Origin of the sequence: uncultured Kriegella sp. (genome assembly GCF_963975415.1) — a bacterium.
In the GTDB taxonomy this organism is placed as follows: Bacteria; Bacteroidota; Bacteroidia; order Flavobacteriales; family Flavobacteriaceae; genus Kriegella.
On sequence record NZ_CAXBGN010000003.1, the window covers coordinates 437,943 to 453,859 of the forward strand.

Below are 15,917 nucleotides of genomic sequence, written 5' to 3' on the forward strand. Positions count from 1 at the left end.
TCATATTTCTTTTTACACGTATAACATTTTATGGTTATTTTTGCCAAAAATTTAGGATTGGGTAGAATACTGGCTTTAGACTATGGAAAAAAAAGAACGGGGGTTGCAGTTACCGATGAGTTGCAATTAATTGCTTCCGGACTTACCACTGTCACCACACATGAACTGCTGCCTTTTTTACAAAATTATATTAAAACAGAAACAGTAGAACGCATTATTATCGGTGAGCCCAAACAAATGGACAGTACTCCCTCAGAATCTGAGGCGCTGATCCAGCCCTTTTTAAAACGGCTGGTCAAAGCATTTCCTGATATTCCCATAGATCGGCAAGATGAGCGTTTTACCTCTAAAATGGCATTTCAAAGTATGCTCGACGGTGGACTGAAAAAAAAACAGCGGAGAGACAAAGCTTTGGTCGATGAAATTAGCGCGACTTTGATTTTGCAAGCGTACTTAACTAGAATGAGTTAACATGATATTACCAATTGTTGCATACGGTGACCCCGTTTTACGAAAAATGGCCAAGGCTATTGAAAAGAGTCATCCAAATTTAGAAGAATTAATAAACAATATGTGGGAGACCATGTATAATGCCCATGGGGTCGGTATTGCTGCTCCTCAGATAGGGCAGCCCATACGGTTGTTTGTTGTCGATACGACACCCTTTGCCGATGATGATGAGCTCTCCGCTGAAGAGCAAAAAGCATTAAAAGGTTTTAGAAAGGTTTTTATTAATGCCCAAATAGAGGAAGAAACAGGGGCCGAATGGGCTTTTAACGAAGGTTGCCTGAGTATACCCGATGTAAGGGAAGACGTGAATAGAAAAGACACGATCAACATTACCTATGTCGATGAAAAATTTGAAAGACATACTGAAACCTACGATGGACTTTTGGCCCGTGTAATTCAACATGAGTACGATCATATCGAAGGAGTCTTGTTTACCGATAAGTTGTCATCGTTAAAAAGGCGGTTATTAAAAAATCGTCTTGCCAATATTTCTAAGGGTAATGTCAAAGTAGAGTATCGAATGCGTTTTCCAAACCTTAAAAAAGGACGTTAAAATTTAATTTAATTACAGGAAAAATTTAATATTTGCGCCCTGAAATAAAGATTTTAAATGAGTTTAGACAAAATTTTATCTATTGCCGGTAAACCTGGCCTTTACAAATTAGTAACCCAAACACGAACTGGATTTGTTGCAGAATCGTTGCTCGATGGTAAACGAATTACGGTTGGTTTGCGAAGTAATGTTAGCGTGCTTTCTGAGATTGCCATCTATACACTAGAGCAAGAATTGCCATTACGAGAAGTGTTCTTGAGAATACAAGTAAAGGAAAAGGGAGCCAAAACTGCCGTGGGACATAAGGAGGAGAAACTAAAATTGGAAGAATATTTCTTCGAGGTGCTCCCTGATTACGATGAAGATCGTGTTTATGCCAGTGACATAAAAAAGGTTATACAATGGTATAACTTACTTCATGACAACGGCATTACTGATTTTTCTGAGAAGGAAGATTCTTCCGAGGAAGAATAAAATTGCCCTGTTCTCATTTTTTTTTTTTTTTTGCTTTCACTGGGCTGGGCACTATTGATTTACTTTCTATTTTAGTAGCTATTCGCGTGCTTATAACTTGTTCAATTTTTTTGACCTAGTGGATATTGTATTCAACTATTTTAAAGAGTATAAGTATGAAAATGGATATTAAAAGGAAAGCCCGTACCCTAATCGCCACGATAGTTTTTCTTGGGTCGATGGTTTTAAGTGCGCAACAGCGAACAGGTAACATTGTCGAATATTTCGGAAAGGAAAAAGTAGAAGAAATCAACGAAGGAGTGGTTTTGCACCTTTTTCAAAAAGGATGGGCACTTCAAATTCAAGATTTCGGTATCGATTCATCGACATTTCCTAAAGACCCTGTTTTTCAACAGGCCCTTGCCGACCCGGAATATGATATTACATCGAATAAAATATTCGGCATTGATGCACTTGGCAATGAACAGCGGTGGGTGCCGATTGAAGCGGATAGCACCAATAGTTTTTCAGGTCGTGGGCTTAGGTCGGCTTATGTATATCTGACCTACCGTTCGAACACTGAAAAAATTGCACTTTTCGAAGGGTCGGGACATTCACTTGTAACTATAAACGGATTGCCTCATGAGGGTGATCATTATGATTTTGGTTGGAGCTTGATTCCTATAAAGTTAAAAAAGGGAATCAATGTCTTTGTTTTAAAAGTCGGTCGATTTTCAAGGGTACGTGCGCGTTTGTTAGATGCACATGCCCCTGTTCAATTTACCAAAAGAGATCTTACAATGCCCGATTTATTATGGGAAGAAAACAAATCGTACAATGGTGCCGTAAGAATTATAAATGCTTCGAACGACTGGCTTGAAAACCACACTGTCAATGTTCGTTTAGGCTCGGGGGAAGCAAGTACCGAGATCGAGGCAATACCTCCGTTAAGTGTTCAGAAAATTCCTTTTGCGATTCCAAGTGTCGCTTTGGATAGTGCCTCAAAAAGCATGGATTTGGAGGTGAATCTGATTGGCAAGAACGGAAATTCGGTTGATGCGACGACAATTCCAGTAAATTTAAAATCAAAATATAAGCATCACAAAAAGACATTCGTGAGTGCCGTTGATGGAAGTATACAATATTATAGCGTAGCACCGGCTACGAATAGAACCAAAGATTCCCTAGCACTCTTTCTGTCGGTGCACGGTGCTTCGGTAGAGGCTGTGAATCAAGCAAATGCCTATAAACAAAAGGAATGGGGGAATTTGGTAGCCCCGACCAATAGACGACCATACGGTTACGCTTGGGAAGATTTGGGACGGTTAGATGCTTTGGAAGTTCTAGAAGACGCCAAGAAAATTTTCCTTCCAAACCCGAGAAAAATATATTTGACCGGTCATTCTATGGGCGGGCATGGAACATGGTATTTGGGGGCAACATACCCTGACCAGTTTGCTGCGATAGCACCATGTGCCGGTTATCCTGATTTATTGAAATATCGTGACGGTTTCCGAAATAGATTATTGGAAATGTCGGAGGAACGGCGCAAGCGTTTTGGCATAACGGAAAAACAGCTAGAACTAATGACCTTTGAACCTACTGCTACACCTCTTGAGAAAATTGTAGAGCGGGCGGGGTCGCCAAGTAGAACACTTGACCTCATTCGTAATTATTTGCATCATGGGGTATATGTACTGCACGGAGAAAAGGATAACGTGGTGCCGACCGCATTGGCACGCGATATGCGGGAGCGTTTGGGTAAATTCCATTCCGATTTCACCTATTACGAATATCCTGGTGGCACGCATTGGTATGGTAACCATAGTGTCGATTGGTCTCCGATTTTTGATTTTTTTCAACGGCATACCATTCCTGAGGCACATACTATCGATAAATTGGAATTTAGTACTGGGTCTCCCGGGGTATCGGCGAAATCCCATTTTATCACTATTCACCAGCAACAAAAGCCTTTTGTGAAAAGCACTTTCGATTTTTCTAAAGACGATACCAAGGCATTCGTACAAACGTCGAATATCGAGTTGCTAGAGGTTGATGTTACACCCTTTTCGCAGGCTGTAGATAGTATTTATATTGATGAACAACCTTTCGCAGTTCTAAACCAAAAAAACTTGTTTTTTAGTAAGATATCCGGAAATTGGAAAACAGTTTCAGCTCCATCTTTAAAGGAAAAAGGCCCGCACAGAAATGGTGGCTTCAAAGATGCTTTTAGGAACAATGTCGTTTTCGTATATGCGACCAAGGGTAGTACTGAAGAAAATGAATGGTATTTCAACAAGGCTCGGTTCGACGCAGAAACTTTTTGGTATAGGGCTAATGGTAGTGTTGAATTAGTTAAGGATGTCGATTTCAAACCCGGAAATTATCCTAATAGAAATGTAGTCTTGTATGGTAATAAGAGCAACAACTCGGCTTGGGGCAAATTATTGAAAAACTGCCCGGTGCAAGTAGTTAATGGTGCAATCGATTTTGGGAAGACAAAGGTTAAGGGCGACCAATGGGGACTTTACTTTGTTTTTCCACGTGAAGACAGCACAAAAGCCAGTATTGGGGTGGTTACGGCCAGTGGCGTTAAAGGAATGAAAGCGGCCTATGCCAATCACTATTTGGTAAATGGCACTACGTTTCCCGATTTTATGCTTTTTGATCAAAGTGTATTGCCCAATGGAATTGGTGGAGTGAAAAGTGCTGGTTTCTTTGGGAACGATTGGTCCATCGAGAATGGTGATTTTGAATGGAAGCAATAGGTCGCTGCAAATACTAGAAATGAATTCAAAACCCCTTATGAATTGACTTCGTCAAGTTAAATAAGTCATCTACGGTTTTTGAGTATAGTTTATTTTGCCTTTTGATAAGCCTCATTGATCCAAGAGACTAATTCTTTGTCAACTTCTTCAACTGATGTAAGTTGTACACGATGTGTACACATGGTACCAAAAGGGCCTGAGGGCCCAAGTCGATCTGTATTTGGCTTCTCCGGTAGTTTTAGACCCAGATCGATACGGGTTTTGGTGGCCGGCTTGATCAGAGCAAATTGTCTCTTTCTTATAACACTTACACTTCCCTTTTTTGGGGTTATAATGACATCGTTCCCAAAATTTTTAGCTACTGAAATAAGTTTATCGTAAATGGGTTTTAGGTTTTCTTTTCCCTTATACTGACTGGTCACCAAATCTGCTGGTGTTTGTGTTTTTTCTTTGGATAGGGTGACAATAGTATTTGCAAAACCATGAGTTACACCATGTGCTTCTTTTAAATATTTTACGGCCACGCCATGTTTTTCGAAATTTTTGGTTTTCAAAACCTGCTTCCATTCTTCGAGTGACTTCCCTGTTTTTTCGGGCATATTATCAATCATCGTCTGAAGTGCTTTTTCCATAACGTTTGTGTTTTAAGATGATGTAACCTAAATTTAGGAAGGATAATTCATATTATAAAATATAATTTACCGAAGGCAACAATATTGAAAATACGTTTATCAAAATTCATATTATTTCATGGTAGCCAGACCTTTATTTTGTAATATAGATAATACCCCTTTGATTTGATGGTGTTTTAGTTTTTGCTGAATGAAGTTTCGATATTCGATAGTGACCAAATTCGCCCTATTTTTTACTGGGCTTCTTATTTTTTCCGTTCTTTTAACCGGGTACCTTGTATTTCAGAAGGCATCGGGAGTCATTGTCAAATATTCCCAAGACCGCTTGGTCCACACTTCCGAAATGGCAGAGCAGTCATTTTATGCCCTCTTGAATGAAGTTTCCAATGATATCGCTGTTATTGCCGAAAGTCCGACACTAAGAAATTACATCAATACTCCTTCGGAAAAGACGGCAAGGGATGTTGATCGATTATTTCGTGCGACACTTGAAAATAAGACGTCCTATTTTCAAATTAGGTTGATTGGTGTTCAGGATAATGGGAGGGAAGTCATACGTTTTGATAAAAGTGACACACAGGTCTTTAAATCGGATATATTGCAACAAAAAGGCGACCTTGATTACTTTAAACAAACCGTGCAAATTGGCAAAGGAGAGTTTTACTTTTCTAAGATAAATCTGAACGAAGAATATGGCGTCATTAGTAATCCGCCTACTCCAACGGTACGGGCGGCAAGCCCGATTTTTAATTCTGCCGGTCAGGCTGTGGGTGTATTGGTAATTAATGTAGACTTGAGTAAACTTTATGAGGCATTCAAGCAAATTTCACGAGGGGAACACCAGCTCTATTTAATCGATGATAATGGTCAATATTTGTATGGTCCCGAGCCTGATAAATGGTTTGGTGTACAGACCCAAAAAGAGTATGCTTTCTATTCTGATTTTGATATTGGACGAGATACACACATTTCAAAGGAAAAAATGTTGGGACAATTAAATGGGCTGAGCGACCATAAGTATCTTAGTTATATAAGAAAATTGACCTATTTTCAAGGAAAACGCGATGTATATCTAGTTGCTTTGATCGAGCAAAATTTGTTGCTTCAAAGCGCAAAGGGTGTGCGTTCTGAAAGCCTGAGAATATTGCTCTGGGTCTGTTTGTGCTCCATTTTGATGTCATGGTTTTTCACCAATTTTTTTTCAAGGAAAATAAATCGAATTACTAAGGCCATAGCAAATTATGACAAGGGGGTTACAGATCGTATGGAACTTCCATTAAATAGAAAAGACGAAATTGGGGTTTTGGCCAACACTTTTGTTCAAATGAAAACCAAAATCGATAGTAATGTAAAAGATTTAAACGTTGCACTTGAAAAAGAGCAACTAGCCAAAAAACAACGCGACGAATTCTTACAGAATATGAGCCATGAAATGCGAACTCCACTGAATACAATTCTAGGGCTTACACAAATTTTATACAGACAATCACCAACAGATGTACAACTTCCCATCATTAATTCATTGGAACGGAGTGCAAACAATTTGGCTGGTCTTATATATGACGTCTTAGATCATCAAAAATTACTTGAGAGAAAGGTGCAAATTGTAAGTAGGCCTACGAACATCGCAGCGTTATTGAAGGATATTCATTCTAGTTATGAATTTGAAGCATTGCAGAAAGGACTGGTTTTTCAGTTAGATGTTGACAAAGAACTTGAAGTGCGGTTGTTCGAAACGGATCCCTTACGATTGTCCCAAATCATAACCAACCTCGTTGTAAATGCTGTAAAATACACTGAAAAAGGACTAATAAATTTGACTGCCACGATATCTTCCAAAAAGGGTCGTCTCTTGCAGATAAAACTGAAAGATACGGGGGTCGGAATATTACCCGAGAACATCACAAAAATAAACGAACGTTTCTTTCGGGAAGAAGATGAACTTTCGGGCAGATATGGTGGCTATGGACTCGGTTTGTCGATAGTTAAACAATTGGTAGAATTATTCGGGGGTTCTATAAAAGCAAAATCTGATAAAGGGGTTGGTTCAGAATTTTGTGTGACGATTCCACTTAGGGAGGCAGAAGTATCACAATCACGGTATGGTACAACGGCCAAGGAATTCTTGTTGCCACGTTTGCTCAATCGGTACAACGTGCTATTTATAGAAGATGACCTTTCCACGGTCGATTTGATAAAACATATTTTAGCCGATGAAAAAATTGAGTTGAACCATTTTGATAAATGGAATGATATAAGTGAAAGCATAGAAGGAAACCTTCCCGACTTGATTATAAGCGATTTGATGTTAGGTGAAGAAAATCTGGTGATGATTCTTAAGGAATGGATTACAACAAAAAAAATCAACTGTCCTTTAATTATTGTTTCCGCTCTGGAACCTAAAATTATGGCAGATCTTAGCACGTTCAATTTTCAAAAACCATATGATATAGCCATCCTAAAAGACTGTGTATATTGCATTTTGGGATCTAAAGAGATTAATGCGCCCAATTTTTCTAATTTATATAACAATTATGATGCTGATGCCTCAAAAATGATTGAGGTGCTCAAACTTCTTCAAAGTGAATTTAAAACCTATCTTGATAGAATAGAAGCTGTAGCAGACTCCAAAGACCAAAAAGAATGGAAAGCCATTCAGCATAAACTTATCGCCCATATAAATAGTTTGGGGTTGACCGATCTTAAAGGAGCGATGCCCGATCGTATTGAAGTCTTAAAACAAGATGATTTACCCAAGATTTATAATTTATTTGCCTACTACCTGTGCTGTTTTAGATTTGAGGAATATCTTAATTCAAAAGATCTATCATCTTAAGTAGTTGCTTCTCATAGCTCTGGCTTACCGGAATGTGGTCGTTTCCTATGACAATTGCATTGCCGTCTATAGCATCAATTCTATTGAGGTTGACAATGTACGAGCGATGTACTTTTTGAAAAAAATCGGGAAGTTTGGGTTCAAGATCTTTTAAAGTCATCAATGTCAATAATTTTCGGTCTTTCAATACTACACCAATGTAATTTGATTCAGATTTAAAATACTTAACATCCTCCAATTTTATTTTTACCAATTTATTCCCCTCTTTGATAAATAATCGCGATTCTTTTTTACGGTTTTCGGAAACAAAATTCAGGGCTTTTTGAAAACCTTTGAAAAATCGTGCGAAGTCGATTGGTTTTACCAAATAATCGACAATATGGTCGTAGTCGTACGATTCAGAAGCAAAATTCCTGTCTGATGTTACCATGATGACGGCACTCTGTGGGTTGATATTTTTTAAAATGTCTTTACCCGTAATATCCGGTAAATCAAAGTCGAGCAGAATAAGGTCGAAATAAGAACCGTTGAGCAAGCTAAGGGCCTCAAAACCCGATGTGGCGATTGTGGTGTCTGAAATATCTTGAATTTTACTACAAAAATGATCTAGAAGATTACAGATTAAAGGGTCGTCGTCGACAATAAGACATTTCATAGCTCGTCCCAAATATTATAGGTTTCATCAACCAATATACATGATCCATACAATAATTATGTTTTGCATTGCTCAATTATTTAGTATTGACCTTAGAAAAGCTGAATTGTATGAAGTCGAAAATACTACTATTATCTGTATGCACCCTGTTATCCTATGTTGTTACTACAGGCAATGCAATAGGAACGGACCCCGAAATAGTCACGGAAAAAGAGGGTAAGGAAGAACCCAGGGGAAAAGACAATGTGGCCTTTCAATGGGGTTTTATGGCTTTAGAGGGTACGGCGAACGATACGGATAGGTTCAAGCCTAGACCGACAATAACCTCTAGATATCTCGGATTGATTTTTACTTCCATGTTCGATGCTTGGACACGATTCGATAAAAAAGCAAGTCCTGTTTATTTGAATAATGTAGAACGTCGTCCTGCAGCTGAAAGAACATTGAAAAACAAGGAGATAGCTGTTAGTTATGCGGCTTACGGCGCTCTTTGCGAGTATTACTATTCCGATAGTACACTGTTTCGAAGCAAAATGGTCGAATTGGGTTTTGACCCTGACAATAAATCGTTAGATCCGAATACTCCTGAAGGAATAGGTAACCTGGCCGCTAAAATGGTCATTGAGATGCGTAAAAATGATGGCGCCAATCAATATGGTGAAGTTGCTGGGTCTAATGGTGTGCCCTATTTTGACTATTCGGGGTATACGCCAGTAAATGATATTAATAATAACATTGATATCAACCGATGGCAGCCCAAGTACTTTATTGATGAAGGTGGTAAGAAATATGATCCGGGCTGTTTGACGCCCTATTGGCAAGAAGTCACACCTCTTTTGATTGAAAAGGCTGATCAGTTTCGTCCAGGCCCTCCACCGATGATGGGATCTGCGCAATTGCAAAAGGAAGTAAAAGAGGTTATTGACCTTCAGGCTGAACTTACCCCTGAAAATAAAGCTTTGGTAGAGTTTATGAGAGACGGACCGAAATCGGTGCAACAGGCAGGGCATTGGCTAAAGTTTGCACAAGATGTATCGGTACGGGATAAACACACCCTCGATCAGGATGTAAAAATGTATTTCTTGGTAGAATCTGTGGCCATGGATGGGTTTATAGCCTGTTGGGACTCAAAAATGCACTATGATTTTGCGCGACCCTATGCCTTGGTGCATAAATACTATCAAGATGAAATTATTAAAGCATGGGGAGGTCCTGATAAAGGGATGATGCAAATGAAAGGCCAAGAATGGCGCCCTTATTCCCCTGATTCGTTCTTGTGTCCGCCTTTTCCCAGTTATGTGTCCGGTCACAGTACGATAAGTGGTGGATGTGCAGAGGCGCTGCGATTGTTTAAAGGAGAAGACAGGTTTGGTGCAGAAGTTAAACTTGTTCCGGGTGCCTTGACAGAGCCAAATAATCTAGGTGATCCAGTGGTGCTTAAATTTCCTACATTCACTGAAGCAGCTGAAATGGCAGGTATATCTAGGGTCATGGGAGGGTATCATATTCAAGCGGAGAATATTGAAGGTTTGGAACTTGGCCGAAAGATTGCACGTTACAATTATAAAAAATATTTGGAGCTGTTGGGAGATAAATAGTGGAAGGAAAACCTGATAAATAACGATGTTATTATTTTAGAAGGAGGTATTTGAACTATTTCTGGCATGTGTAGTTACCAGATCAATTAATTCACTGGCGCGATTGGTAGAACCTTGTGCCCCTCTTTCTTGAGCCATAATTTTATGTTCCATGAGACTTGAACTGGCATAAATAATAAAGGGGGTTTCCTTATCAAATTGCCTGATTTTTTTTAACAGTTTATAACCTTCCTGTGGGCCTTCATTCCTTCCCATATCAGATAATACAGCGGCATAGGTATTGAATTTTAGGAGTTCTAAGGCCTCTTTGGTAGAAAGAGCTAAAGTAAACTGAAACCCAAGTGCCTCAAAAGCTTCTCGTTCATATTTAGTGTTGTCAGGGTTGTCGTCGACCCATAGAATAATATTCGATTTTTTATTTGTGGTATTCAAATAATGCCTGGCATTTATCATCTGATTGGTAGCTTGTGCTACGTCATTGGCATTTGTGGTTCTGCTGTCTTGTTTTGCATTCACATTTGCCAAGGCCTTGATGCCGTCGAATATAGCCTCCAATGAAAGCTCTTCAGTGTTCGATGCAGTGTTTGATTTTTGAAGTTGGAGTTCCTTGATACGATCGATAAGTGGGGGCCACGGTCTCTTTCGATCTTGGAAGTCTAGATATTGCAGTACTTTGATTCTGGGATGTACCTCACAAGGTTCCATCAGAATAGGAATAATGTTTTTTCCATTGCCCATTGCCCAAGCCCATTCATAAGTGACATATGATGATTTTGAGGAGGTTTTCGTGAGTAGAACAAGTACTGTGTCGGAACGTAAAAGACCAAAATCAATTTCATTGCGCCATTCTTCGCCTGCGGCAATTTCGTGAACATCCCGCCAAACGATTATACCCGCATCCTCCAGCTTCATCTTCATCAGTTCTGCAAAATCACTATCGGAAGAAGAATAGCTTATGAATACTTTTGGCTTATCGTTATTCATTGATTGATAGTGTCAAGTTGATGGTTACTAAAATTACATCCATTATTTAATCCATCCACTTCAATTAGACAACCCCTTTTGAATGGGTTTTATTGATTTTAATCTTTTTTAATCTCGGTATACGAATACTTACTCTTTTTCCAATCAATCAGTTTTGATGGGTAGTATTTAACATCCATACGGTCAAGGTAAGGGGCCTGGTTCGCCAAACGCACTTTATAATTTCCCCAATCACGGTTTTCTTGAGTACTCCAAGAGAGTTCGGCATGGCCAATGGCTCTTGGAAAGGCCAGATATTCCAGTTCGTCAATAGTGCTGATAGTTTCAGACCATAAAGGAGCCTCGATACCCAGAATATTTTCTGTGGGAATGCCTTCATAATTTTCGGGTGTCCAGATATAGGCGCTATCTACGGGAACAAAAGCGGCCCAATGAAGCCCGTGTTTCGATAGGGAGTCATACTGCATATCGAGGTAAGCCTTTTTCGCGGGAGATAAAATAACCTTCATTCCTTTCTTTACGGCCATATCGGCATTTTCCTTACTGGACCAAAATTGGGCAATAGCCTGGTTGTCGATATCGGCCGTCACAATTTCATCCCACCCGATCATCCGTTTGCCATACTTTTTTACGATTTTTTCGACTTTGTTGACAAAATGGATATAGTCGTTTTTTTTGGTCACATGACTTTCGTCTCCGCCCATATGAAAATAGGGACCAGGGGTAATGGCAGAAATTTCTCGAACAACGTCATCAATAAAGGCATAAACAGTGTCCTTTCTCGTGTCGAAAGTGCTAAAGCCTACATGGGTGCCTTCATATAATTTTACTTTTTTTCCATTCCCGTTTAGAAAGGGATAAGAGACCGAGGCCGCATTGGTGTGCCCCGGCATATCGATTTCGGGAACTACGGTTATGTAATTGGCGGCAGCGTAGTCTACAATTTCTTTGTATTCTTCTTGGGTATAAAATCCGCCACTTTCACCACCTACCTCAGTGCTTCCGCCAACTTCGGTAAGTTTTGGCCATGACTTGATTTCAATGCGCCAACCTTGATCATCGGATAGGTGCAAATGCAAAATACTATACTTGTAATATGCTAAGATGTCAATATACTTTTTCACGTCTTCGACGCTAAAAAAATGCCGGGCAACATCAAGCATACTACCGCGATATTCGAAATTTGGGGCGTCTATGATTTTTCCAGTGGGAATCGGCCATATTGGTTGCTCGGCCAGTGTATCGTTACTGCTTTCCGGAATGATTTGCCGAAAAGTCTGAACGGCCCTAAACGCTCCCTCGGCAGTTTTAGAATTAATAATCGCCGAATCTTTGGTAATGTATAATTGGTATGACTCGTTGGTGGCAAGATCTGTACTATCAGATTGATTGATGTAAATTATGCGATCTACCGTATTTTCCGATTTTTCATTGACGAGCAAGTTCAATTTGGTGACTTCGCTGATCTTGTCAGAAAGATAATGGCCCACTTCTACAAAACCATTGTCGGTCTGTGAAGTATAGATTGTTGTAAATTGATCGAGACCGAAAGCATTATTGGTCGCAATGGTTTTTAAAGGTTTAGGAATCATATTCGCCACTGATAAATCTGTAGGCGGAAAGTTGATTTCAGGTTTTTTGTTTTCCGCGCAGGCGACCAATGCCCCCATTATGATAACCGCAAGTATTGTTTTTATAAGGATCGATTTCATATTTTTTATTTCGTTTTTTCTTTGTTGATCATTCCGTCAGATGCAATCAAAACTTATATTATAGTTTTTCCACATAAGGTTTAACTACGTCGTACCAAAGTCCGTAACCTTTGGCGTTCATATGTAATCCGTCTTCAATAAAAATATCTTGCTTTACCATTTTACCATCCAACATCGGGTGCCAAACATCAACATATTCCAAGCTGTTGTCTTTTTTGCTCAATCTTTTAAATTTACGATTGAGCTGTTTGTATTTGCGCTTAAGTTCCCATCGGGCTAAGCTGGGTTTGGCGGCAAGAAGAATGATTTGAATATTTTCATTCTTTTTCCTGATTTGAGCTATAAGTTGCTTAAAAGTGGTTATGATATCTTTCGGTTTTTTCTTAGCGGAAATATCATTGTCACCCTCGTAAATAAAAACTTTTTTTGGTCGAAAGTTCGAAATGAGCTCATCGGAATACGCCAATAAATCGGAAGCCTGGGAGCCACCGAATCCTGAATTTACTATCTGATGATCAGGAAATAGCGTTTGAAGATTTTTCCACATGCGAATGGTGGAGCTTCCTGTAAATACAATGGTTTCCTTTGATTCGTCCAATGTCGATGCATACTTCTTTTGTATGCTTGCAACTTGATCGGCAAACCGCGCAGGGTCTTGGGCGTTCGCAAGAAATCCGATAAAAAATAATGTAAGTAAACAAAACCTCATAGATTCTCAAATTTAAGAGGATTAAGGTACTCCTAATTTGGGAATCGGTCAAATTATTTTACCCGTACAGTCTGCGTCTTGACTATAGAATAGTTGCCTTAAACCTATTTAAAAAAGCACAATAACCCTTCAAATTTGGAGAACTTTGGCGATAGTAAATTGTTATTGGTAAAAGTGTAGTTTGTGTCATTATAATTTATCTTTTTGTTAAAAATAGCGTTCTGTTTTTATATATTTGGTAGTATATCTTCTGTTTTAATGAATAAATAAAAACTGGTCTCCAATGAAGAAAATGGTAGCACTACTGTTGTTCGGGTCGCTCTTTATGGCCTATTCGCAACAAATTTCGAAAGAGGAACTTGTTTTTTTGACTCCGGAATGGAAAGGTGAACGCTTAGAAGATGGCCGGCCGTATGTTTCAGACCAACTATTGGACCGAATGAAATTAGTAACCTTGGAAGAGGCTTGGGCAGTTTTAAAAGGTGAAAATTATAAATACCAATACGCCGAAAACTGGCAAGTTATCAATCCTGATAGCGTATTGGTCGGTAGGGCAGTGACAGCGACTTTTATGCCGGGGAGACCTGATATTCATCGGGTTATTGATGAAAAAGGACATCAAAATGATGGTCGAATCAAGTCACAGAATTCTTGGGTTATAGATATGCTCATTCAAGGAGATGTGTACGTTGTCGACCAATTCGGGGCGCATGTAGATGGACCCACAATTGGCGATAACCTGGCCAATTCCATTTTTGCGAAATCGGGAAAGGGAATTGTATATAACGGCGCTATCCGCGATATCAATGGACTAAAGGAACTTGGTTCGTTTACCTCTTTTTTTAAAACCTATCATCCTTCGCACCATTTGAATAATCCTGATGGGGATTTAAACACAACTTTAATCGGTATCAATACGCCTACCCGTATTGGTATGGCTACGGTGATGCCGGGCGATGTGGTGTTAGGCCGAGACGGTGGAGTTATTTTTATTCCGCCGCATTTAGTCGAAAAAGTGGTCAAAACATCTGAGGTGGTTCGACTTAGGGATATGTTCGGACATCAAAGATTGCGAGAACAAAAATATACGGCCGGACAAATCGATTCACGATGGTCAGATGCTATAGAAAAGGATTTTTCCCAATGGTTGAACGACCATATAGATGCATTGCCCGTACCAAAAGCACAAATACAGCAATTGTTGAAAACGAGAACTTGGTAAAAAATATATTATGAAAAATGATAGGCGCTCTTTTATTTCGAAAAGTTTATTGGCCGGTACAGGTTTCGGTTTTATTTCGAGTTATGGCCAAGGTTATGAATCGGCAATTGATAAAGCGCCTAAGCGTTCAGCACCATCTACCCTGAAAATCACCGATGTTAAATGTGCTTATATTCGAAACGGCAGTGCGCTATTTGTGAAGGTGTATACCGATCAGGGTATCTATGGATGTGGGGAAGGAGCCGATGCGGTGCCTGGTACTTATCATTTGGTAAAAAAGTTTGGTGCCCGTATAAAAGGGAAAAACCCTTTGAATATCCATCGTCTTTTTGAAGATATTCGCAAATCCGGGTTTTTTCAAGGAGCGCAGTCGGGCATGTATGTTGCTGTGCTGACCGCTATAGAAACAGCTTTGTGGGATTTGGCGGGAAAAGCACTTGATGTTCCGGTCTATCAACTTTTGGGGGGTAAGTTTAGGGATAAGATCAGAGTTTATATGGATACCGCTTTGTACCAAAACAAGTTGCCTCAGCCCAAAGATTTTGCAGTTGCGGCCAGGGAAGCTGTTGACATGGGCTTTACTGCCGTCAAATTCGACTTGGATCAGGCCAATGACCCTAATAAATATGATCACTACAATTGGACGGCAAGTCCTGCGGAATTGCAACGTATGTACGACCAAATGGCAGCTACCCGCCAAGAAGTAGGCCCGAATATCGATATCTGTGCCGATATGCACGGGCGATATGACGCGGTAACGGGAATGAAGGTTGCCAAACTTTTAGAACCTTTGAACATGATGTGGCTGGAAGAACCCATTGCTGCGGAAAATATCGATGCATATAAGCAAATCACCGATTCTACCTCTACCCCCATTTGCGCTGGGGAGAACCATTATCTGGCATATGGTTTTCGAAGAATGCTTGAAATCGGTGCGGTAAATATTATCATGCCAGATTTGCAAAAGGCCGGTGGGCTAGGGGAGGCGCAACGCATTGCAAATTTGGCCAGCTTATATTATGTGCCTTTTGCGCCACATATGGTGGCATCGTATCTCGGTGCCATGGCTTCGTGTCATGTTTGTGCCTCGGTGCCCAATTTTATGATTCTGGAATGGCAGATCTATTTCCATAAAAATCGGATGTTCAAGGAAATCGTGACTTTCGATGGTCCTATGGTCGAAAACGGCTTTATTACACTTTCCGAAAAACCAGGTATCGGTGTCGATATCAATGAGGAAGGCATGCGAAAATATGCGGAAAAAGGAGTGCCCTTTTTTGAATAG

At 39.8% G+C, this 15,917-nt stretch carries 13 protein-coding genes; 8 read left to right on the plus strand and 5 right to left on the minus strand.

The window, feature by feature from the left end; translation table 11 throughout:
* Positions 1-57 precede the first annotated feature (57 nt).
* The 4 genes from ruvX (at position 58) to AACZ88_RS08635 (ending at position 4,284) form a co-directional block, all read left to right on the plus strand.
* Positions 58-471, plus strand: coding sequence for a Holliday junction resolvase RuvX (gene ruvX / locus AACZ88_RS08620; RefSeq protein WP_339708948.1), 414 nt, complete (start codon positions 58-60; stop codon positions 469-471).
* A 1-nt stretch (position 472) separates the two neighbouring features.
* A complete protein-coding gene (gene def, locus AACZ88_RS08625; protein WP_339708950.1) occupies positions 473-1,063 on the plus strand; it encodes a peptide deformylase in 591 nt (196 codons plus the stop codon).
* Positions 1,064-1,120: 57 nt separating this feature from the next.
* Entirely contained in the window at positions 1,121-1,537 is a 417-nt protein-coding gene (locus AACZ88_RS08630; protein WP_339708952.1) for a DUF5606 domain-containing protein, read from the plus strand.
* Between the two features lie 155 nt (positions 1,538-1,692).
* On the plus strand, positions 1,693-4,284 hold the full coding sequence (locus AACZ88_RS08635) for a prolyl oligopeptidase family serine peptidase (protein WP_339708954.1): 2,592 nt from the start codon (positions 1,693-1,695) through the stop codon (positions 4,282-4,284).
* Between the two features lie 89 nt (positions 4,285-4,373).
* Here AACZ88_RS08635 and AACZ88_RS08640 read toward each other — a convergent pair whose 3' ends face one another.
* Positions 4,374-4,916: a DUF4287 domain-containing protein gene (locus AACZ88_RS08640; RefSeq protein WP_339708956.1), complete on the minus strand. Its 543-nt coding sequence runs from the start codon at positions 4,914-4,916 to the stop codon at positions 4,374-4,376.
* A 190-nt stretch (positions 4,917-5,106) separates the two neighbouring features.
* Here AACZ88_RS08640 and AACZ88_RS08645 point away from each other — a divergent pair, with 190 nt between their 5' ends.
* Entirely contained in the window at positions 5,107-7,752 is a 2,646-nt protein-coding gene (locus AACZ88_RS08645; protein ID WP_339708957.1) for an ATP-binding protein, read from the plus strand.
* Here the strand turns inward: AACZ88_RS08645 and AACZ88_RS08650 are convergent.
* Positions 7,727-8,407 (minus strand): LytTR family DNA-binding domain-containing protein, encoded by a 681-nt coding sequence (locus AACZ88_RS08650; protein ID WP_339708958.1) that lies wholly within the window; start codon positions 8,405-8,407, stop codon positions 7,727-7,729. The genes AACZ88_RS08645 and AACZ88_RS08650 overlap by 26 nt on opposite strands.
* Before the next feature lie 110 nt (positions 8,408-8,517).
* On the opposite strand from AACZ88_RS08650, the gene AACZ88_RS08655 reads away from it, so the two are divergent.
* Positions 8,518-10,005, plus strand: coding sequence for a vanadium-dependent haloperoxidase (locus AACZ88_RS08655; protein WP_339708960.1), 1,488 nt, complete (start codon positions 8,518-8,520; stop codon positions 10,003-10,005).
* 36 nt (positions 10,006-10,041) lie between these two features.
* Here the strand turns inward: AACZ88_RS08655 and AACZ88_RS08660 are convergent, their stop codons facing one another.
* The 3 genes from AACZ88_RS08660 to AACZ88_RS08670 form a co-directional block, all read right to left on the minus strand.
* A complete protein-coding gene (locus AACZ88_RS08660) occupies positions 10,042-10,989 on the minus strand; it encodes a TIR domain-containing protein (protein ID WP_339708962.1) in 948 nt (315 codons plus the stop codon).
* A 98-nt stretch (positions 10,990-11,087) separates the two neighbouring features.
* Positions 11,088-12,701 carry a family 20 glycosylhydrolase gene (locus AACZ88_RS08665; RefSeq protein WP_339708964.1) on the minus strand — a complete coding sequence of 538 codons (1,614 nt, stop codon included), beginning with the start codon at positions 12,699-12,701 and terminating at the stop codon, positions 11,088-11,090.
* Between the two features lie 58 nt (positions 12,702-12,759).
* Complete coding sequence (locus tag AACZ88_RS08670; protein ID WP_339708966.1) at positions 12,760-13,410, minus strand: SGNH/GDSL hydrolase family protein; 651 nt, start codon at positions 13,408-13,410, stop codon at positions 12,760-12,762.
* A 283-nt stretch (positions 13,411-13,693) separates the two neighbouring features.
* Between AACZ88_RS08670 and AACZ88_RS08675 the strand changes: the two genes are divergently transcribed.
* Together AACZ88_RS08675 and AACZ88_RS08680 are read left to right on the plus strand one after the other, a co-directional pair.
* A complete protein-coding gene (locus tag AACZ88_RS08675; RefSeq protein WP_339708968.1) occupies positions 13,694-14,632 on the plus strand; it encodes an RraA family protein in 939 nt (312 codons plus the stop codon).
* Between the two features lie 10 nt (positions 14,633-14,642).
* Positions 14,643-15,917, plus strand: coding sequence for a mandelate racemase/muconate lactonizing enzyme family protein (locus AACZ88_RS08680; RefSeq protein ID WP_339708970.1), 1,275 nt, complete (start codon positions 14,643-14,645; stop codon positions 15,915-15,917).

Excerpts from the sequence above, each read along its gene's own strand:
- def (WP_339708950.1), top strand. The coding sequence starts at position 473 with ATGATATTACCAATTGTTGCATACGGTGACCCCGTTTTACGAAAAATG.
- AACZ88_RS08630 (WP_339708952.1), top strand. The coding sequence starts at position 1,121 with ATGAGTTTAGACAAAATTTTATCTATTGCCGGTAAACCTGGCCTTTAC.
- AACZ88_RS08635 (WP_339708954.1), top strand. The coding sequence starts at position 1,693 with ATGAAAATGGATATTAAAAGGAAAGCCCGTACCCTAATCGCCACGATA.
- AACZ88_RS08640 (WP_339708956.1), bottom strand. The coding sequence starts at position 4,916 with ATGGAAAAAGCACTTCAGACGATGATTGATAATATGCCCGAAAAAACA.
- AACZ88_RS08645 (WP_339708957.1), top strand. The coding sequence starts at position 5,107 with ATGAAGTTTCGATATTCGATAGTGACCAAATTCGCCCTATTTTTTACT.
- AACZ88_RS08650 (WP_339708958.1), bottom strand. The coding sequence starts at position 8,407 with ATGAAATGTCTTATTGTCGACGACGACCCTTTAATCTGTAATCTTCTA.
- AACZ88_RS08655 (WP_339708960.1), top strand. The coding sequence starts at position 8,518 with ATGAAGTCGAAAATACTACTATTATCTGTATGCACCCTGTTATCCTAT.
- AACZ88_RS08660 (WP_339708962.1), bottom strand. The coding sequence starts at position 10,989 with ATGAATAACGATAAGCCAAAAGTATTCATAAGCTATTCTTCTTCCGAT.
- AACZ88_RS08665 (WP_339708964.1), bottom strand. The coding sequence starts at position 12,701 with ATGAAATCGATCCTTATAAAAACAATACTTGCGGTTATCATAATGGGG.
- AACZ88_RS08670 (WP_339708966.1), bottom strand. The coding sequence starts at position 13,410 with ATGAGGTTTTGTTTACTTACATTATTTTTTATCGGATTTCTTGCGAAC.
- AACZ88_RS08675 (WP_339708968.1), top strand. The coding sequence starts at position 13,694 with ATGAAGAAAATGGTAGCACTACTGTTGTTCGGGTCGCTCTTTATGGCC.
- AACZ88_RS08680 (WP_339708970.1), top strand. The coding sequence starts at position 14,643 with ATGAAAAATGATAGGCGCTCTTTTATTTCGAAAAGTTTATTGGCCGGT.